The 16,861-nt window shown below is 71.5% G+C and carries 21 protein-coding genes; 12 read left to right on the top strand and 9 right to left on the bottom strand.

Annotation, left to right across the window (positions count from 1 at the left end; translation table 11 throughout):
- Positions 1–169: 169 nt before the first annotated feature.
- The 9 genes from ACTZWW_RS05265 to ACTZWW_RS05305 all read left to right on the top strand — a co-directional run bounded on the left by ACTZWW_RS05265 (position 170) and on the right by ACTZWW_RS05305 (position 8,493).
- Positions 170–1,330 carry an ABC transporter ATP-binding protein gene (locus ACTZWW_RS05265; RefSeq protein ID WP_444779890.1) on the top strand — a complete coding sequence of 387 codons (1,161 nt, stop codon included), beginning with the start codon at positions 170–172 and terminating at the stop codon, positions 1,328–1,330.
- A 12-nt stretch (positions 1,331–1,342) separates the two neighbouring features.
- A complete protein-coding gene (locus ACTZWW_RS05270) occupies positions 1,343–2,278 on the top strand; it encodes an ABC transporter permease subunit (protein ID WP_444779891.1) in 936 nt (311 codons plus the stop codon).
- 13 nt (positions 2,279–2,291) lie between these two features.
- Entirely contained in the window at positions 2,292–3,089 is a 798-nt protein-coding gene (locus ACTZWW_RS05275) for an ABC transporter permease (protein ID WP_444779892.1), read from the top strand.
- A gap of 270 nt (positions 3,090–3,359) precedes the next feature.
- Positions 3,360–3,629: an SEL1-like repeat protein gene (locus ACTZWW_RS05280; RefSeq protein ID WP_444779893.1), complete on the top strand. Its 270-nt coding sequence runs from the start codon at positions 3,360–3,362 to the stop codon at positions 3,627–3,629.
- A gap of 76 nt (positions 3,630–3,705) precedes the next feature.
- Complete coding sequence (gene ndk, locus ACTZWW_RS05285) at positions 3,706–4,128, top strand: nucleoside-diphosphate kinase (protein ID WP_444779894.1); 423 nt, start codon at positions 3,706–3,708, stop codon at positions 4,126–4,128.
- Between the two features lie 497 nt (positions 4,129–4,625).
- A complete protein-coding gene (gene pcaH, locus ACTZWW_RS05290; protein ID WP_444779895.1) occupies positions 4,626–5,348 on the top strand; it encodes a protocatechuate 3,4-dioxygenase subunit beta in 723 nt (240 codons plus the stop codon).
- Positions 5,341–5,937 carry a protocatechuate 3,4-dioxygenase subunit alpha gene (gene pcaG / locus ACTZWW_RS05295; RefSeq protein WP_444779896.1) on the top strand — a complete coding sequence of 199 codons (597 nt, stop codon included), beginning with the start codon at positions 5,341–5,343 and terminating at the stop codon, positions 5,935–5,937. The genes pcaH and pcaG overlap by 8 nt, the downstream gene beginning before the upstream one ends.
- A gap of 10 nt (positions 5,938–5,947) precedes the next feature.
- A complete protein-coding gene (gene pobA / locus ACTZWW_RS05300) occupies positions 5,948–7,141 on the top strand; it encodes a 4-hydroxybenzoate 3-monooxygenase (protein WP_444779897.1) in 1,194 nt (397 codons plus the stop codon).
- Positions 7,138–8,493 carry a lyase family protein gene (locus ACTZWW_RS05305; RefSeq protein WP_444779898.1) on the top strand — a complete coding sequence of 452 codons (1,356 nt, stop codon included), beginning with the start codon at positions 7,138–7,140 and terminating at the stop codon, positions 8,491–8,493. Before pobA ends, ACTZWW_RS05305 begins: the two co-directional genes overlap by 4 nt.
- A gap of 25 nt (positions 8,494–8,518) precedes the next feature.
- Here the strand turns inward: ACTZWW_RS05305 and ACTZWW_RS05310 are convergent, their stop codons facing one another.
- A complete protein-coding gene (locus tag ACTZWW_RS05310; RefSeq protein ID WP_444779899.1) occupies positions 8,519–8,689 on the bottom strand; it encodes a hypothetical protein in 171 nt (56 codons plus the stop codon).
- Positions 8,690–8,786: 97 nt separating this feature from the next.
- Between ACTZWW_RS05310 and ACTZWW_RS05315 the strand changes: the two genes are divergently transcribed.
- From ACTZWW_RS05315 to ACTZWW_RS05325, 3 genes are read left to right on the top strand one after another with little or no spacing between them, the layout of a single operon-like run.
- Positions 8,787–9,464, top strand: a complete 678-nt coding sequence (locus tag ACTZWW_RS05315) for an energy-coupling factor ABC transporter ATP-binding protein (RefSeq protein WP_444779900.1) — start codon at positions 8,787–8,789, stop codon at positions 9,462–9,464.
- Positions 9,461–10,117: an energy-coupling factor transporter transmembrane component T gene (locus ACTZWW_RS05320; RefSeq protein ID WP_444779901.1), complete on the top strand. Its 657-nt coding sequence runs from the start codon at positions 9,461–9,463 to the stop codon at positions 10,115–10,117. Before ACTZWW_RS05315 ends, ACTZWW_RS05320 begins: the two co-directional genes overlap by 4 nt.
- Entirely contained in the window at positions 10,104–10,661 is a 558-nt protein-coding gene (locus ACTZWW_RS05325) for a biotin transporter BioY (RefSeq protein WP_444779902.1), read from the top strand. Before ACTZWW_RS05320 ends, ACTZWW_RS05325 begins: the two co-directional genes overlap by 14 nt.
- Before the next feature lie 16 nt (positions 10,662–10,677).
- Here ACTZWW_RS05325 and ACTZWW_RS05330 read toward each other — a convergent pair whose 3' ends face one another.
- The 8 genes from ACTZWW_RS05330 to ACTZWW_RS05365 form a co-directional block, all read right to left on the bottom strand.
- On the bottom strand, positions 10,678–11,016 hold the full coding sequence (locus tag ACTZWW_RS05330; RefSeq protein WP_444779903.1) for a branched-chain amino acid transporter permease: 339 nt from the start codon (positions 11,014–11,016) through the stop codon (positions 10,678–10,680).
- Entirely contained in the window at positions 11,006–11,665 is a 660-nt protein-coding gene (locus ACTZWW_RS05335; RefSeq protein ID WP_444779904.1) for an AzlC family ABC transporter permease, read from the bottom strand. The genes ACTZWW_RS05330 and ACTZWW_RS05335 overlap by 11 nt, the downstream gene beginning before the upstream one ends.
- Positions 11,666–11,880: 215 nt before the next feature.
- Positions 11,881–12,510 (bottom strand): LysE family translocator, encoded by a 630-nt coding sequence (locus ACTZWW_RS05340; protein ID WP_444779905.1) that lies wholly within the window; start codon positions 12,508–12,510, stop codon positions 11,881–11,883.
- A gap of 76 nt (positions 12,511–12,586) precedes the next feature.
- Complete coding sequence (locus ACTZWW_RS05345; RefSeq protein WP_444779906.1) at positions 12,587–13,207, bottom strand: formyltransferase family protein; 621 nt, start codon at positions 13,205–13,207, stop codon at positions 12,587–12,589.
- A 139-nt stretch (positions 13,208–13,346) separates the two neighbouring features.
- Positions 13,347–13,967, bottom strand: a complete 621-nt coding sequence (locus ACTZWW_RS05350; protein WP_444779907.1) for a LysE family translocator — start codon at positions 13,965–13,967, stop codon at positions 13,347–13,349.
- A gap of 46 nt (positions 13,968–14,013) precedes the next feature.
- A complete protein-coding gene (locus ACTZWW_RS05355) occupies positions 14,014–15,129 on the bottom strand; it encodes a hypothetical protein (RefSeq protein WP_444779908.1) in 1,116 nt (371 codons plus the stop codon).
- 182 nt (positions 15,130–15,311) lie between these two features.
- A complete protein-coding gene (locus ACTZWW_RS05360) occupies positions 15,312–16,667 on the bottom strand; it encodes an aspartate aminotransferase family protein (RefSeq protein WP_444779909.1) in 1,356 nt (451 codons plus the stop codon).
- 3 nt (positions 16,668–16,670) lie between these two features.
- On the bottom strand, positions 16,671–16,850 hold the full coding sequence (locus ACTZWW_RS05365) for a hypothetical protein (RefSeq protein WP_444779910.1): 180 nt from the start codon (positions 16,848–16,850) through the stop codon (positions 16,671–16,673).
- Between the last annotated feature and the right edge of the window lie 11 nt (positions 16,851–16,861).

Below are 16,861 nucleotides of genomic sequence, written 5' to 3' on the forward strand. Positions count from 1 at the left end.
GTGGCCGTCGCGCTGGATGCACCGAGCGGCAGCATCGGCTCGCGTTCCGTCCGAGCCTTGTCCATGGGCTCGATCCGACCGGCCCGGCATTGCTCTTGCCTCCCCCGGCTGGAATGCCCTAAGGGGGCGCGCAGCCGAACCATCCCGCCGGGGGGCCGATGAATTGCCCGTGGTCGACAAGTCCTCCCGCGCCATCGGCGCGGTGCGCCAGTCCTTCGCGCCGTGGAACGACCCGGCGGCGCGCCCGCTCATCCGCTTCGAGGGCGTGACCAAGCGCTTCTCGGACGCGGTCGCCGTCGACGACGTCACCCTCGACGTCTACGAGAACGAGTTCTTCTGCCTGCTCGGCCCGTCGGGCTGCGGCAAGTCCACGCTGATGCGCATGCTCGCCGGCTTCGAGGAGCCGAGCGGCGGGCGCATCCTGCTCGGCGGCGTGGACCTCGCCGGCGTGCCGCCCTACGAGCGCCCGGTGAACATGATGTTCCAGTCCTACGCGCTCTTCCCGCACATGAGCGTGGAGAAGAACGTCGCCTTCGGGCTCAAGCAGGAGGGGCTGGCCAAGGACGTCATCGCCGCGCGTGTCGCGGAGATGCTCAAGCTCGTGCAGATGGAGCGCTTCGCGTCGCGCAAGCCGCATCAGCTCTCGGGCGGCCAGCGCCAGCGGGTCGCGCTCGCCCGCGCTCTCGCCAAGCGCCCGAAGGTGCTTCTCCTCGACGAGCCGCTCGCCGCGCTCGACAAGAAGCTGCGCGAGGAGACGCAGTTCGAGCTGATGGACATCCAGATCGAGCTCGGCACCACCTTCATCATGGTCACCCACGACCAGGAGGAGGCGATGACCATGGCCGACCGCATCGCCGTGATGGATGCCGGGCGCCTCGTCCAGGTGGCGACGCCGGGCGAGATCTACGAGCAGCCGAAGAACCGCTTCGTCGCGGACTTCGTCGGCGACGTGAACATCCTCGACGGGACGGTGACCGGGCGCGAGCCGTCCGGCCTGTGGCGCATCGCGGCGCCCGGCGCGCTCGGCCCGCTCGCCGTCGACGATCCCGACGAGGCGCTCGACCCCGGCCAGGCGGTCGCGGTCGCGGTGCGCCCGGAGAAGATGACGGTCTCGCGCGAGCGGCCGCAGGGCGAGAACGCCCTCGAGGGCGAGGTCTGGGACATCGGATATCTCGGGGACTGGACGGTCTACCGCATCCGCCTCGACGACGGGCGCATCCTGCGCGTCACCCGGGCGAACACGACGCGCTTCGTCGAGCGGCCGATCGACCTCGAGGAGCGCGTCCACATCGGCTTCCTCCCGGACGCCGCCGTGATCCTCTCGAGCTGAGGAGGGGAGGGGATGGCACGCGACGAGATCCGCCGCGACGAGCCCCGACGCCGCGGTCTGGGCCGCCGGCTCGTGATCGGTGCGCCCTACCTCTGGCTCGGCGCCTTCTTCGCGCTGCCGGTGCTGATCGTCCTCAAGATCGCGCTCTCCTATCCGGAGCTGGCCCAGCCGCCCTACGGCCCGACGCTGGACCCGGCCGGCGGATGGGAGGGCTTCGTCGCCTTCCTCGGTGATCTGTCGTTCGACAACTTCGTCTTCATCACCTCCGACGACCTCTACGTCGCCGCGCTCGGCTCGTCCCTGCGCATCGCCGCGTCCTCGACGCTGATCCTGCTCCTCGTCGGCTACCCCATCGCCTACGCCATGGCGAAGGCCTCGCCGTCGCTGCGCGGCATCCTCGTCGCGGCGGTGATCCTGCCGTTCTGGACGAGCTTCCTGATCCGCGTCTACGCCTGGATCGGCATCCTGCGCCCGGAGGGCCTGCTCAACGGCGCCCTCATGGCGATCGGCGTGATCGACCGGCCGCTGACGATCCTCAACACCGAGATCGCGGTGCACATCGGCATCGTCTACACCTACCTGCCCTTCATGGTGCTGCCGCTCTACGCCACGCTGGAGCGCATGGACGACACGCTGATCGAAGCGGCGCAGGACCTGGGCTCGACGCCGCTGAAGGCCTTCTGGACGATTACCGTGCCGCTGTCCTGGCCGGGTATCGTCGCCGGCGCGCTCTTGTGCTTCATCCCGGCGGTGGGCGAGTTCGTCATCCCCGACCTGCTCGGCGGCTCGGACACCTTGATGATCGGGCGCATCCTGTGGAGCGAGTTCTTCTCGAACCGGGACTGGCCGCTCGCCTCGGCCGTGGCGATCGTGATGCTGGTCGTGCTCGTCGTCCCGATCGTGCTCTTCCGGGAGGCCGAGGCGCGGCGCCTGGAGGAAGGCCGATGATGGAGGAGAGCCGATGAGAGGCCGCCTGTCGCCCTTCAACGTCGTCTCGCTGACGCTGGGCTTCGCCTTCCTCTACATCCCGATCCTGATCCTGATCCTCTACTCCTTCAACGCCTCGCGGCTGGTGTCGGTGTGGGGCGGGTTCTCGACGCAATGGTACTTCGCGCTCCTCCAGAACCAGCCGCTGATCGACGCCGCCTGGGTGACGGTGCGCGTCGCCTTCGTCACCGCGATCCTCGCCACCGTGCTCGGGACGATGGCGGCGATCTCGCTCACCCGATACGGGCGCTTCCGCGGACGCGCGCTGTTCACCGGGATGGTCTACGCGCCGATGGTGATGCCGGAGGTGATCACCGGCCTGTCGCTCCTCCTGCTGTTCGTCTCGATAGACCTCGATCGCGGCTTCTGGACGGTGACGCTCGCCCACGTGACCTTCACCATGTGCTTCGTGACGGTGGTGGTGCAGGCCCGCCTCGTCGCCTTCGATCGCTCGCTCGAGGAGGCGGCGATGGATCTCGGGGCGACGCCGTGGCGCACCTTCGTGTCGGTGACGCTGCCGGTCATCGCGCCCGCCGTGCTCGCGGGCTTCCTCCTCGCCTTCACGCTTTCGCTCGACGACCTCGTCATCGCGAGCTTCACCTCGGGCCCGGGCGCGACGACGCTGCCGATGCGCATCTACTCGTCGGTGCGGCTGGGCGTCACGCCCGAGATCAACGCCGCCTCGACGATCCTCATCGCGCTCGTCACGATCGGGGTGATCGTGGCCGCGCTGGTGACCAAGCGCTCGGTGATGATGCGCCGGGCGGGCTAGCGGGCAACCTCCCCGCAGGGGAGGACGACGGCCGAAGGCCGGAGGGTGGGGAGGGCGGCGGTGCCGCTCGCAGGACGTTCGAACGGCCCCGCCGCCCGCGCGTTCCGCGCGGATTTCTCCGCTCCGGGGAGAACGCGGCTTCACCCCGCATTCACCTAAACACGTGGTCATCTAGGTTACGCACCGATTCACCGACAATTTTAGACGAGATTTCATCCGTCCCCGGCAAGCTTCCCTTCAACAACGCAAGTGGAACAGGGGAGCAGGACCATGGCTCGTCTCGATCTCGGTGCCGCCGACATCGCCGCCCTCGTGCCGGATCTCGATACCGGTGAGGCCTACCTCGAGCTCGGCCTCATGCATGCGGTCGGCCGCTCGGTGCCGCTCGATCTCGTCGCCGCGCACAAGTGGCTGAACATCGCGGTCGCCAAGGGCTGCCGGGCGGCGGTCTCGCGCCGGGCCGAGCTCGCGCAGGAGATGAGCGCCGACGAGATCGCCGCCGCCCAGCGCGCCGCGCGGATGTTTCTCGCCGCCGCCTGATCGGGCCGCTTGAGGGTGCGGGGCGGCGCGGCTATAAGCCCGCCATCTTCCACGCATCCCGAGAGCGGATACCGACATGGCCACCGAGCGCACCTTCTCGATCATCAAGCCCGACGCGACCAAGCGCAACCTCACCGGCGCCGTGAACGCCGTGATCGAGGAGGCGGGCCTCAGGATCGTCGCGCAGAAGCGCATCCTCATGACCCGCGCCCAGGCGGAGACGTTCTACGCCGTGCATTCCGAGCGTCCGTTCTTCGGCGAGCTCGTGGACTTCATGATCTCCGCTCCCGTCGTGGTGCAGGTGCTCGAGGGCGAGAACGCCATCGCCAAGTACCGCGAGGTGATGGGCGCGACGAACCCGGCCAACGCCGCCGAGGGCACGATCCGCAAGAAGTTCGCCCTGTCGGTGGGCGAGAACAGCGTCCACGGCTCGGACTCCGCCGAGAACGCGCAGATCGAGATCGCGCAGTTCTTCGCGGGCAACGAGATCGTCGGCTGACGCGCGCGGTTTCCGGAACTCGGACGACGATCGGTCGCGTCGCCGATGACGCGCGCGACGGTCTCCCCTCTCCCTTGTGGAGAGGGGCCGGGGGTGTGGGGCGTCTAGGATTGTCGCCGACGCCGATGCCGTCCCGGACCCCCTTTCGTTCCCGACCATCGGCCTGCCGGCGCGGCGCCGCTGCCTCCCCCCCCTCGGGCCACGAGCGCAGGTCGTCCCGCGGTATCGTTCGCAAGAGAGGGGCGGCATGAATTCGCCTCGAGCAACTCCTGCACGCCCCCCACCCCCGCCCCTCCCCACGAGGGGGAGGGGAGACCCGCGGCGCAGCCGCGACGGCGAAGCGCTTCATCTCGACGCTCTCACGTGATCACGCCCTCGCGCGCCCGCGCGGGGGCGTCCTCGTTTTGACAAGGCCTCCCTTTCGCGCCAAGATCATTCGCATACGAATGACCGCGCCCGGCAGCGCCGCCGGAGCGCGGCGCGAGGAGGGACGGGAGATGTCTCAGACGCCCACGCGCGCGTACCCGCGCGAGAGCCTCGCCGCCCATCCGCCCAACGACGCGCCGGCCTACGCCTCGACGCGCCTGCGCGCGCCCCGCAAGCCGCTGGTGATCCTGCCGCATACGCTGACCGAGCTGACCGGCCCGGTCTACGGTCACGAGAGCGTCGCGCCCGACGAGAACGACCTGACCGCTGGGCATGCGGGCGCGCCGATCGGCGAGCGCATCGTGGTGACGGGCCGCGTCCTCGACGAGGACGGGCGGCCGGTGCCGCATACGCTCATCGAGATCTGGCAGGCCAACGCGGCCGGCCGCTACATCCACGTGAACGACCGCCACGACGCGCCGCTCGACCCGAACTTCACCGGCGCCGGCCGCGTCGTCACCGACGCGAGCGGCGGCTACACCTTCACGACGATCAAGCCCGGCGCCTATCCCTGGCGCAATCACCACAACGCCTGGCGCCCGGCGCACATCCACTTCTCCCTCTTCGGGCCGAGCTTCGTCACGCGGCTCGTGACGCAGATGTACTTCTCCGGCGACCCGCTGCTCGCGCTCGACCCGATCTGGCAGTCGATCCCAGACCCCCGCGCCCGCGAGCGGCTGGTCTCGTCCTTCGACATCGAGACGACGACGCCCGAATGGGCGCTCGGCTACCGCTTCGACATCGTCCTGCGCGGGCGCGCCGCGACGCCGATGGAGGACCCGCATCATGACTGAGCGCCGGGTCACGCCCTCCGGGATCACCCCGTCCCAGACCGTGGGGCCCTTCTTCGCCTATTGCCTCACGCCCGAGGCCTACGACGCCCGCGGCATCGCCGGCAGCATGCTCGTCACGCCGGATGCGACGGGAAAGCGCATCCGCATCGAGGGCCGCGTCCTCGACGGGGCGGGCGAGCCGGTGCCGGACGCCATGCTGGAGATCTGGCAGGCGGACGGGGAGGGGCGCTACCCCGACGATGCCGCCGACACCGCCTTCCGCGGCTTCGGCCGCGCGGAGACCGATGCCGACGGCCGCTTCGTCTTCGTCACGGTGAAGCCCGGCGCGGTGCCCGGCCCGGACGGGACGAAGCAGGCACCGCACATCGCGGTGTCCGTCTTCGCCCGCGGGCTCCTGAACCGCCTCGCGACCCGCCTCTACTTCGACGACGAGCCCGCCAACGCCGCCGACCCCGTCCTCGCCCTGGTGCCCGCGGAGCGCCGGGCCACGCTGATCGCCCGCCGGGGGGGCGAGGGCGAATACGCCTTCGACGTGCGCCTCCAGGGCGATGGTGACGGCGAGGGCGAGACCGTGTTCTTCGAGGTCTGAGGAGGCCGCAATGACGCAGCCACATGTCCAGGTCGGCATCGTCGGCGCGGGGCCGGCGGGCCTGCTCCTGTCGCACCTCCTCGACCTCGTCGGCATCTCCTCCGTCGTGATCGAGGCGAGGAGCCGCGCGCATGTCGAGGGGCGCATCCGCGCGGGGGTGCTCGAGCAGGGCACGGTCGACGTGCTGCGGGATACCGGCGTCGGCGCGCGCATGGACCGCGAGGGGCTCCTCCATCACGGCACGATCCTGAAGGTCGCGGGCGAGGCACGGCGCATCGATTTCCAGGACCTCGTCGGCAAGTCGGTGATGGTCTACGGCCAGCACGAGGTGGTGAAGGACCTCGTCGCCGCGCGGCTCGCGGCCGGCGGCGAGATCGTCTTCGAGGTGTCCGACACGCGCATCGACGGCATCGAGGGCGACGCGCCGACGCTCTCCTGGACGCAGGACGGCGTTCAGCACGCCCGCCGCTGCGATTTCATCGCGGGCTGCGACGGCTTCCACGGCGTCTCGCGCGCCGCGATTCCCGCCGACGTGCTGCGGGTCTACGAGCGCGTCTATCCCTTCGGATGGCTCGGAATCCTGGCGAGGACGCCGCCGGCCTCCGAGGAGCTGATCTACGCGCACCACGAGCGCGGCTTCGCGCTCCTCTCGATGCGCTCCCCGGAGATAAGCCGGCTCTATCTGCAATGTCCGCCCGACGAGGACATCGCGACGTGGCCCGACGCGCGGATCTGGGAGGAGCTGCAGGTCCGCCTCGCCGGGGGCTCGGGCTGGCGGCTCGAGGAGGGCGAGATCGTCCAGAAGGGCGTCACCGCCATGCGCAGCTTCGTCGCCGAGCCGATGCGCCACGGCCGCCTCTTCCTCGCCGGCGATGCCGCGCACATCGTGCCGCCGACGGGGGCCAAGGGCATGAATCTCGCGGTCGGCGACGTGCGCGTCCTCGCCCGCGCGCTCGAGAGCTACTACGCTCGCGGCTCGGAGGCGGCGCTGGAGGCCTATTCCGACACCTGCCTGCGCCGGATCTGGACCGTGCAGCGCTTCTCCTGGTGGATGACGCAGATGCTCCACACCTTCGACGACGCGTCCCCCTTCGACCGCCGCCGCCAGCTGGCCGAGCTCGACTACGTCACCACCTCGCGCGCGGCGATGACCACGCTCGCCGAGAACTACGTCGGCCTGCCGATGGACTGGGGGCCGGCATGACCTTCTCCGCGCTCGATTCCGCGCTGACCGGCCCGCTCTTCGCGAGCGAGGCCATGCGCGCGGTCTTCGACGATCGCGCGCGGATCGCCGACATGCTGGCGGTGGAGGCGGCGCTGGCGCGGGCGCAAGCGGGCCTCGGCCTCGCGCCGGAGACGCTCGGCCCGGCGATCGCGGCGATCGCGCCCGACGCCGTCGACCTCGCGGCGATCGGCCGGGAAACGGCGCATGCCGGCGTGCCCTCCATCCCGTTCCTGAAGGCGCTTCGGGCGATGCTGCCGCCCGCGCTCGCCCGCGACCTCCACAAGGGCGCGACCACGCAGGACCTGATCGACGGCGCGCTGGCGCTCGCCCTGCACCGCGCCTTCGCCCTCGTCGCGGCGGATCTCGACGCCATCCTCGCCGGGCTCGCGCGGCTCGCCGAGGCCCATGCGCGCACCCCCTGCGCGGGGCGCACCTATGGCCAGCACGCGACGCCGGTGACGTTCGGGTTCAAGGCGGCGGTCTGGGCGGCGGGGATCGCCGACGTCGCGGCCGAGCTGCCGGCGGTGCGCACGGGCGCCTGCGTCGCCTCCCTGGCCGGGCCGGCAGGAACGCTTCCCGCCTTCGGCGCGCGGGCGCCCGAGGTCGCCGACGCCTTCGCCCGCGAGATCGGGCTGGCGGCGGCGCCGATCGCCACTCACACGCGCCGGGCGGGCGTGGTGCGGGCGGGGACCTGGCTCGCGACGCTCATGGGTGCGCTGGGCAAGATGGCGGGAGATGTCGCCCATCTCGCCGCGACCGAGGTGGGAGAGGTGGCCGAGCCGCACGCGCCCGGCCGCGGCGGCTCCTCCGCCATGCCGCACAAGCGCAACCCCGTCTCCTGCACCGTGATCCTCGCGGCCGCGAGCGCCGCGCGCGGTCCCGCGACGACGCTCCTCGACGCCATGGTCGCCGCGCACGAGCGGCCGGCGGGCGCTTGGCACGCCGAATGGCATGCGCTGCCGACGCTCTTCGGGCTCGCGTCGGGCGCGCTCGCCGAGGCGCGGCGGCTGGCGGAGGGGCTCGTCGTGGACGAGGCGGCGATGGCGCGCAACCTCGACCTGACCCGTGGCCTTCTCTTCGCCGACGCCGCCGCCGCGGCGCTCGCGCCGGTCCTCGGGGCCGAGGAGGCGCACGCGCGCGTCACGGCCGCCGCCGACGACGTGCGGTCGCGGGGCATGTCGCTGCGCGACGCCCTCGCCGCGCCGGGCGATCTTCCCGCGGACGTGCTGGCGCGCGCCTTCGACCTCGCGCCCTACGTCGACGCCGCCGCGGCTTTCGTGCCCGGTGCGCTCGCGCAGGTCGAAACGGCGCGCCGCGCGCTCGCCCTCTGATGGTCAGCCGAACGGCCGCTGCGGCTCAGGACGCGAGCAGGATCTTGCCCGCTCGCCCCGACCGCTCGGCATGGCGCAGGGCGTCCGCGATCTCCGCGAGCGGGAGGGTCGGGCCGGTCTGCTGTGCCCCGTGCGTCTCCAGGCGGACCACGTCCGCGGGTTCGCCGAAGCGGTGGACGAGCGTGGCGAGCGTCATCGTGCCCGCGACCCTATCCCATCGCAGCCGCGGGTGCTAAGGGCCGATGCCGCTAGACCCCGAGACCCCGAGACCCCGAGCCCCCGCCGTCCCGAGCATGTCCATCGTCGTCGACAACGTCAGCGTCACGTTGCAGGAGCGACCCGTGCTGCGCGGGATCGACCTCGTGCTCGAGGAGCGGCGCGTGGGGGTCGTCGGCCTCAACGGCTCGGGCAAGAGCACGCTGGCGCGCCTCCTCAACGGCCTCGTCCTGCCCGACGCGGGCACGGTGCGCGTCCACGGCCTCGACACCCGCACGCAGACGCGCGCCGTGCGCCGCGCGGTCGGCTTCGTGTTCCAGAACCCGGAGAACCAGATCGTCTTCCCCATCGTCGGCGAGGACGTCGCCTTCGGCCTGCGCAACATCGGGTTCTCGAAGAGGGACGCGCAGGCGCGGGCGCTCGCGGCGCTGGCGGAGCACGGGCTCGACGGGCTCGCGGATCGGCCCGCCCACACGCTCAGCGGCGGCGAGAAGCAGATGCTCGCCCTCGTCTCCGTGCTCGTCATGGAGCCGGAGATCGTCGTCCTCGACGAGCCGACGACGGCGCTCGACCTGCGCAACCGCAACCGCATCCGCGATGCGATCGCCATGCTGGCGCAGACGGCGATCGTCGTCACCCACGACCTCGATCTCGTGGGCGACTTCGAGCGCGTCCTGGTCGTCGACGAGGGCCGCATCGTCGCCGACGACGCGCCGGAGCCGGCTTTGCGCTGGTATCGGGAGAACCGCGCATGAGCCCCTCGCTCTACGTTCCGGGCGACGGGCCCCTGCACCGCCTGCCGGCGGGCGCGAAGCTCGCGGCGCTGGCGGGGCTCGGCCTCGCGCTGTTCCTCGTCTCCTCGCCGATCGTGCTCGGCGCGGCGGCGATTGCCGCGGCGGGCGTGGTCGCGGCGACGGGCGTGCGGCTCGCCCGCATCCGCGGCGCGCTCGCCGGGATCGCCATCGTCGTCGCAGTCGTGGTCGCCGCCAACGTCTGGCTGGTCGGCTGGCGCGAGGCGGCGGCCCTGGGCGCGCGCATGGTGGCGCTCGTGCTGCTCGGCTATGCTCTGACGCTGACGACGCGCACCTCGGACCTGTTGGCGACGCTGGAGCGGCTGCTGATGCCGCTCGAGCGCATCGGCATCGCGGACGCCGGCAAGGTCGCGCTCGCGGTGGCGCTCGTCCTGCGCTTCGTGCCGGAGCTCGTGAAGCAGGCCGCCGACATCCGCGAGGCGCGGGCGGCGCGCGGCCTGCGGGTCGGGCCCGTCGCGCTCGTCGTGCCGATGATCGTGCGCGTCCTGCGCAGCGCCGACGCGATCGCCGAGGCGATCGACGCACGCGCCTATCCGCCATCCAGATCGATCTCCTCCAAGACCGGCCCCGGGAGTGCCGACCATGACAACGCGTGACCTCGTCCTCGTCGCCCTCTTCGCCGCCCTCACGGCGGCGCTCGGGCTCGTGCCGCCGATCAACGTGGGCTTCCTGCCCGTGCCGATCACGCTGCAGTCGCTCGGGCCGATGCTGGCGGGGCTGATGCTCGGCCCGAAGCGCGGCGGCCTCGCGCTCGCGCTGTTCGTGCTCCTGGTGGCGCTCGGCCTGCCGATCCTCGCCGGCGGGCGCGGCGGCTTCGGCGTCCTGCTCGGGCCGACGGGCGGGTTCATCCTCGGCTGGATCGTCGGCGCGGTCGTCGTGGGTGCGCTGGCGGCACGCATCCGGCGCATGGGACCGTGGCGGACGCCGGATCTCGCAGGCGCCGCGCTCGCCTGCGTCGTCGGCGGCATCGGCGCGGTCTATGCGGTGGGCGTCCCGTGGCTCTCGGTGGTGACGGGCATGGGCCTCGGCCCGGCGGCGGCGAGCATGGTCGTGTTCCTGCCCGGCGACGCGATCAAGGTCGGCGTCGCCGTGATGGTCGCCCGTGGCGTGCAGCGCGCCTATCCGATCGCGCTGCGCTGACGAACCACGGCCCCGTTCATACGAGGCCGTTCACCGCCACGAGGTGGCAGGCGAGGCCCGCCCCGATGCCGACGAGGGCGTTTCGCGTGAACCAGTAGAGCGCGAGTGCCACAGCGGCGGAGCCGAGGATCGGCAGGCCGTAGGGATAGGTCGTGACATCGACGTCCTGGAGGGTGTAGGCCACGAGCAGAACCATGACGCCCACCGGCATCTTTCGGCCGAGGTGCAGCAGGTAGCCGTTGCGCGCGAGCGCGTCCATGGCGACGTAGGGCATCGCCCGCAGCGCCACCGTCACCGCGGCGACGACGAGGATGACGGCGAGCACCCGCCCGTCGGAGATCGTCTCAGCCGGCATGGGGGGCCTCCTCGCGGGCTCGCTGGGAACGGACCCAGTCGGCGCTGACGAGGCCGAGATAGGCGATCAGCCCAGCGATCAGGAAGGCGTTCTCGGCGACGAGCCGCTCGGCGGCGAAGCCGGCCGCGCAGGCGGCCCCGGCGTAGACGAGCAGGCGCCCGTCGCGGCTGTGGCGCACGGCGTCGACGGCGAGGATCAGGAACATGGCGGTGAGCGCGAACTCGAAGCCGCCGATGTGCGGCGGGATGATCGCGCCGAGCCCGGCGCCGAGCCCCGCGCCGAGGATCCACCAGAAATGGCTCACGAGCTGGAGGAGCGTGATCCCCGGCCCGTCGAGCCGGCGCCCGTCGCCGGCCGCCGTGATCCCGTAGGTCTCGTCGGTGAGCGCGTAGACCCCGTAGAGCTTCTGCGGCAGCGTCCTCAGCCGGCCGATGGGGAAGGAGAGCCCGTAGAAGATGTGGCGGAAGTTCACGACGAAGGTCGTCCACGCCACGACCGCCAGCGGCAGGCCGGCGATCAGGAAGCTCACCGCGAGGAACTCGATCGAGCCCGCGAAGATGATCATCGCCGACAGCGGCGCCCAGTACCAGGCGATGCCGCTCGACACGAGATAGACGCCGAAGGCGACACCGAGCGGGAGGTAGGCCATCGCGACGGGGACCGTCAGCCGCAGCACGCGCGCGAGGCGTGCGCGCGGCGTGTCGGCGTGTACGCGTTCCGCGAAGTGTTCCGTGACGTGTTCCGTGACGTGTTCCGTGACGTGTTCCGTGACGTGTTCCGTGACGTGTTCCGTGGACGTTTCGGCAGGCATGGTCCGAGACTCCGGCGCGGCGGTCGGTCGGGAGGTTCAGGAAGGGTCGGGGGTCAGGAGAGCAGGAGGCGCGTGCCGGCGGCGCCGAAGAACAGCGCGATCACCGCGCTGATCCAGCGCCGCAGCCCCGCATAGATCCGAACCACCGGCGCGCTCGAGAACACGATGGCGTAGGTGACGAAGACGAGGACGCCGAGCACGGCGCAGCCGGCGACGATCAGCGCCGCGAGTACCGGCGGCGCGCCGACCGGCAGGCCGAGCGTGATGATCGCCATCCAGACGAACACGGCCTTGGGGTTCACCAGGTGGATGCCCAGCCCGCGCAGATAGTGGCGGCGCAGCGTCATCGTCACGCCCGTCGCCGGCCCGGACGGCAGCTCGACGGCGGTCTTCGACAGCGCGCCGCGCGCGGCGCGGAAGGCGAGCCAGAGGAGGTAGAGCCCCCCCATCACCTTCATGACGACGAGCGCGGTCGCGGAGGCCTCGAGCAGCGCGCCGAGGCCGAGCGCCGCCACGGTGCCCCACATCACCGAGCCGGAGACGACCCCGAAGGCCATGGCGACGCCGGCGGTCCGGCCGGCCTCCATCGAGGTCGCCATGATGGCGAGGTTCGCCGGGCCCGGGCTCGCCGTGCCGACCACGTAGGTTCCGTACGCGATGAGCAGGTAGGGAAGGATGTCCACGAGCCGCTCCGCCTCGGGGAGAATACGCGCATGCCGCGGGCGATCTCATACGCCGCCCGCGGTCGCTCCGCAAGCGTCAAAGCAGGCAAAGGTGGTTCGGCTCCGTCTCGCGCATGTGGGCGAGCCAGGCGTCGATCTCGGCCTGCCGGTAGAGCCGGTCGCCCCAGCGCCGCTCCGAGCGCGGCAGCGGGTTGCCGGGCAGGATGTAGCGCGTGAGCAGCCGCAGGTACTGCTGCAGGCAGGCAGCGCCCACGTGGATGCGCAGCGTCGAGGCGGTGGAGCCCGGCGCGACGTCGAACTCCTCCACGTCGATGATGTCTCCCGTGTCGACCGAACGCGCCAGGTGGTGGCAGGTCGAGCCGTAGGTCTTGTCGCCGGCGTAGATGGCGTAGTGCTGGCTGCCGAGCCCGCGATAGCGCGGCGGCGCCGGGTGGAAGTTGATCGCGCCCTTGCGCGCGCGAGAAAAGACCCGCTCGGGGAAGATGAAGTCGCCGCGATAGGAGATGATCCAATCGCCCTCCCAATCGTCGACCATGGCGGGGTACGGGTCCCCCGGGTCCCACAGCAGCACGTCCATGTTGGTGAAGACACGCTTGGAGAAGGCCACGCCGAAATCGCACCAATCCATCGTGCAGACCGACAGGAGGACCTTGTCGTGGTTGAGGATCGGGTCCGGGGCGCGGGGGATCTGGATCATTCCGGTCTCCTGGTATGGACGATCGCGAGCATGCGGACCCGTCCGCACACGGGAGCCGGGCGGGTCGTATCATGATTGAGAGTTGTACGATGCTGCGGCGGTCGGTTGCAAGACCGCAGATGGGTGCCGCCGTGCCCGATCAGGGCGTAAGGTAGATCGACAGGACCGGCCAGAGCGACGCGACGAGGAGCGCGGCCATCGCCACGTTGAAGGCCCGCAGCCAGCGCGGATCGCCGAGCACCCGCCGCATCGCCGAGCCGCCCAAGAGCCAGACCGCCGAGCAGGGCGTGCCGAACAGGAAGAAGATCAGCGCGATGGCGAAGACCTGCATCGCATAGGTGTCGGACGCGATCGAGTAGACGCTGACCGCGCCGACCGCCATGATCCAGGCCTTCGGGTTGACGAGCTGGAACAGCGCGGCCTGCATGAAGGTCAGCGGGCGCGCGTTCGCGCCCGCGTCCTTGCTGCGGCCCGCCGTGGCGATACGCCAGGCGAGCCAGAGCAGGTAAGCCGAGCCGACGATGCGCAGCACGTCGTGCAGGACCGGCCACGTCTGGAATATGCCGCCGATCCCGAGCCCCACCGCGACCACCATCAGCGGGAAGCCGATGTTGATGCCAACGAGCAGCGGCATGCTGGAGCGCACGCCGTAGTTCACGCCGGAGGCTAGGAGCATGGTGTTGTTCGGTCCCGGCGTGATGCACGTCGAGACCGTGAACAGGATCAGCGACAGGTACTCGAGCCCGAGACCGGTTCCCATGGGTGCCTCCGGATGCGTGGAGCGTGACCATGCCAATCGTCGCGGGTCAGGTATAGTCCTCGAGCGTGCCGCGCCGGCGGATGTCCACCGAGACGCAATGGAAGCCCCCCGAGAGGGTGCGCGCCTGCCGCATCGGCAGCGGCACGACGCCGACGCCGTGGGACTCGAGCTGGCGGATGAGCGGGCGCTGGAGCTCGTTCACGACGGCGAGCGCGGGGTTGATCATGATGAAGTTCATGCCCTGCCAGATCGAGGCGCGCGGGTAGGACCAGGCGTAGCCGGTGTCCACCATGTCCTCGACCCAGATCTTGTCCCAGCGCGCGAAGATCGCCGGCACCTTGTCCGGGCTCACCCGCTCGGCGCTCAGCGCGACGAGGCCGGGACGCACGAGGGTGATCGAGGTGTCGATGTGGGTGCCGTCGTAGACGCCCTCCACCGCGTGCACGCGGTACTGCGGACCGAGCACGCTGCGCAGCCAGGCGAGCCCCAGGCGATTGCCGCTGCGCGAGATCTGGAAGAGGATGTCGCGCCCCACCCGCAGGACGTTCGCGGCGTCGAAGAGCGGCTCCAGCTCGGCGATGATCGGGCCCTCGCCGGGGCGCGCCGTCCAGGTCTCGTCGGGCAGGCGCGGCTTGGGCGCCGAGATCCAGCGCGCGCCGCTCTCGACGTACTCCGCCAGCAGGTGGCGGTAGGCGAAGGGCTCGAAGTAGCGCGAGCGCAGCATCATCGGCGCCTCGATGATCATGTCGCCGATCGGCAGCAGCACGTCGCGCGGGCAGTAATTGTATTCGCCGTCGGTGGTCCAGCCGGGTGCGCCGAAGGTGGCGGCGTGATCCGTCGGCTCCGGACGGCGCACCGTGACGCCGTGGGCGGCGAGCGTCTCGGCGAAACGCGCGAGATCCTCGTTCGCCTCGGCGATCACCCGGTGCTCGTAGGGGCCTGACGGGATCTCGTCGGCGCTCGCGTGATTCTCCGCGTAGTCGACGGCGTAGAGGCCGGGATCGGCCCGGGGCACGCGGGCGCCGTCGGCGATGCCGACGATCATCTCCTCGAGCGGGTCCCACTCGTTGTGGACCTGGACGAGGGGCCGGCGGACGGGCGAGGCCGTCGGCGAAGGGGCCGCCGCGGGCTGCGCGGCGACGAGGTCGGACACGATCGACATGGACGGTTCCTCGGTTGCTGAGCTTCTTGGGCGCCCCTTCGCCCCTCGGTCGTGCCGGGTCGCTTCGTTCCGCTACCGCACGTTTTGAGGGTTTCATTCCGCCTTGTACACTTTAAAATGGCATACTTACTTCGTCGCGTCCATGACGGGCGGCGACGTTCCCGCTCCGTCGTGCGCGTGCCTCACGCGTGGGCGGGCGCGCGGGCAGCGGCCTCCAGCGCAGGGCGCGCGTCGGCGAGCACCTCGGCGAAGCGCGAGACCATCTCGGCGATCTCGGCGGGGCTCGAGACGAAGGGCGGGGCGAAGAGCACGTGGTTGCCGCGCACCCCGTCCGCCGTGCCGGAGCCCGGATAGATCAGCAGCTCGCGGGCGAGCGCCCGGCGCTTGAGTTCCGCGACGAGCGCGCCGCCGCCGTCGAGCGGCTCGCGCGTCTCCCGGTCCGCCACGAGCTCGACGCCGAGGAAGAGCCCCCGGCCGCGGACGTCGCCAACGAACGGATCGTCCGCGAAGGCCTCCTCCAGCAGCCCGCGCATCCGGTGGCCGTGGGCGGCGGCGATCGAGAGGAGGTCCTCCTCCTCGATGATCCGCTGCGCGGCGAGCGCGACCGCGCAGCCGAAGGGATGGTTGACGTGCGTCTGGCCGTTGCGCAGCACGCCCGAGCCGTCGCGGATCGCGTCGAAGACGTGCTGGGCGAGGAGGTAGCCGGAGATCGGCTGGTAGCCGGCGGCCAGGCCCTTGCCGACGGCGACGATGTCCGGGACGATCCCGTCCTCGAGGTGCGAGTAGAGCGGTCCCGAGCGGCCCATGCCCGACATCACGTCGTCGAGGACGAGCAGCGCGCCGTGCCGGTCGCAGACCCTGCGCACCGCCTCGAAGTACCCCGGCACCGCCGGCACCGCGCCGTTGGTGGAGCCGACGACCGGCTCCGCCAGGAAGCCGGCGACCCGGCCCGGGCCGATGGCGCGCATGGCCTCGTCGAGCTCGTCGGCGAGGCGCGCGGCGTAGTCCGCGTCGCTCTCGCCCGGCGCCTTGCCGCGATAGGCGTAGCAGGGCGAGACGAACTCCGTGCGCATCAGGAGCGGCTCGAAGACCGAGCGGCGGTCCCGGTTGCCGGAGACCGCCAGCGTGCCGAGCGTCGAGCCGTGGTAGCCCTGCCGGCGCGCGACGAAGACGCTGCGCTCGGGCTCGCCGCGCTCGCAATGGTACTGGTACGCGACCTTGAGCGCGAGCTCCATCGCCTCCGAGCCGCCCGAGAGGAACTGCACCCTGGCGAGCCCGCCGGAGCGCGCGACGAGGAAGTCGGCGAGCTCCTCCGCGGCCTCGCAGGTGAAGCTGCCGGCGTGCGCCCAGGCGACGTCGCCGGCGGCGGCGCGCATCGCCTCGATGATGCCGGGATGGCGATGGCCGAGGCTCGAGACGCACACGCCCCCGCAGGTGTCGAGGATGCGCTCGCCGCCCGCGCCGTGCAGCCAGGCGCCCTCGCCGCCGACGACCGTGATCGGCGTCGCGGCGAGCGTCTTGTAGATCGTCGCCGACATGGCTCAGCGCCCCTGCGTCCGGGAGGAGACCGTCGCGGGGGCGACGCGGACCACCGGCCTGTCCCAGGCCGAGGGCGCGGCGTGGAAGCGCCGGCCGAACCGCGAGCCGCCGGTGATCCGGCGTACCGCCCAGATCGGCAGGAGGACGACGACGTAGAGGAGGTGATACAGCGGATGCAGCATGACGTTTCCCT

The sequence above is a fragment of the Salinarimonas sp. NSM genome (genome assembly GCF_052380005.1).
Classification (GTDB): Bacteria; Pseudomonadota; Alphaproteobacteria; order Rhizobiales; family Beijerinckiaceae; genus Salinarimonas.

Coding starts and splice junctions, on each gene's coding strand:
- ACTZWW_RS05270 (WP_444779891.1), top strand. CDS start 1,343: ATGGCACGCGACGAGATCCGCCGCGACGAGCCCCGACGCCGCGGTCTG.
- ACTZWW_RS05275 (WP_444779892.1), top strand. CDS start 2,292: ATGAGAGGCCGCCTGTCGCCCTTCAACGTCGTCTCGCTGACGCTGGGC.
- ACTZWW_RS05280 (WP_444779893.1), top strand. CDS start 3,360: ATGGCTCGTCTCGATCTCGGTGCCGCCGACATCGCCGCCCTCGTGCCG.
- ndk (WP_444779894.1), top strand. CDS start 3,706: ATGGCCACCGAGCGCACCTTCTCGATCATCAAGCCCGACGCGACCAAG.
- pcaH (WP_444779895.1), top strand. CDS start 4,626: ATGTCTCAGACGCCCACGCGCGCGTACCCGCGCGAGAGCCTCGCCGCC.
- pcaG (WP_444779896.1), top strand. CDS start 5,341: ATGACTGAGCGCCGGGTCACGCCCTCCGGGATCACCCCGTCCCAGACC.
- pobA (WP_444779897.1), top strand. CDS start 5,948: ATGACGCAGCCACATGTCCAGGTCGGCATCGTCGGCGCGGGGCCGGCG.
- ACTZWW_RS05305 (WP_444779898.1), top strand. CDS start 7,138: ATGACCTTCTCCGCGCTCGATTCCGCGCTGACCGGCCCGCTCTTCGCG.
- ACTZWW_RS05310 (WP_444779899.1), bottom strand. CDS start 8,689: ATGACGCTCGCCACGCTCGTCCACCGCTTCGGCGAACCCGCGGACGTG.
- ACTZWW_RS05315 (WP_444779900.1), top strand. CDS start 8,787: ATGTCCATCGTCGTCGACAACGTCAGCGTCACGTTGCAGGAGCGACCC.
- ACTZWW_RS05320 (WP_444779901.1), top strand. CDS start 9,461: ATGAGCCCCTCGCTCTACGTTCCGGGCGACGGGCCCCTGCACCGCCTG.
- ACTZWW_RS05325 (WP_444779902.1), top strand. CDS start 10,104: ATGACAACGCGTGACCTCGTCCTCGTCGCCCTCTTCGCCGCCCTCACG.
- ACTZWW_RS05330 (WP_444779903.1), bottom strand. CDS start 11,016: ATGCCGGCTGAGACGATCTCCGACGGGCGGGTGCTCGCCGTCATCCTC.
- ACTZWW_RS05335 (WP_444779904.1), bottom strand. CDS start 11,665: ATGGCCTACCTCCCGCTCGGTGTCGCCTTCGGCGTCTATCTCGTGTCG.
- ACTZWW_RS05345 (WP_444779906.1), bottom strand. CDS start 13,207: ATGATCCAGATCCCCCGCGCCCCGGACCCGATCCTCAACCACGACAAG.
- ACTZWW_RS05350 (WP_444779907.1), bottom strand. CDS start 13,967: ATGGGAACCGGTCTCGGGCTCGAGTACCTGTCGCTGATCCTGTTCACG.
- ACTZWW_RS05355 (WP_444779908.1), bottom strand. CDS start 15,129: ATGTCGATCGTGTCCGACCTCGTCGCCGCGCAGCCCGCGGCGGCCCCT.
- ACTZWW_RS05360 (WP_444779909.1), bottom strand. CDS start 16,667: ATGTCGGCGACGATCTACAAGACGCTCGCCGCGACGCCGATCACGGTC.
- ACTZWW_RS05365 (WP_444779910.1), bottom strand. CDS start 16,850: ATGCTGCATCCGCTGTATCACCTCCTCTACGTCGTCGTCCTCCTGCCG.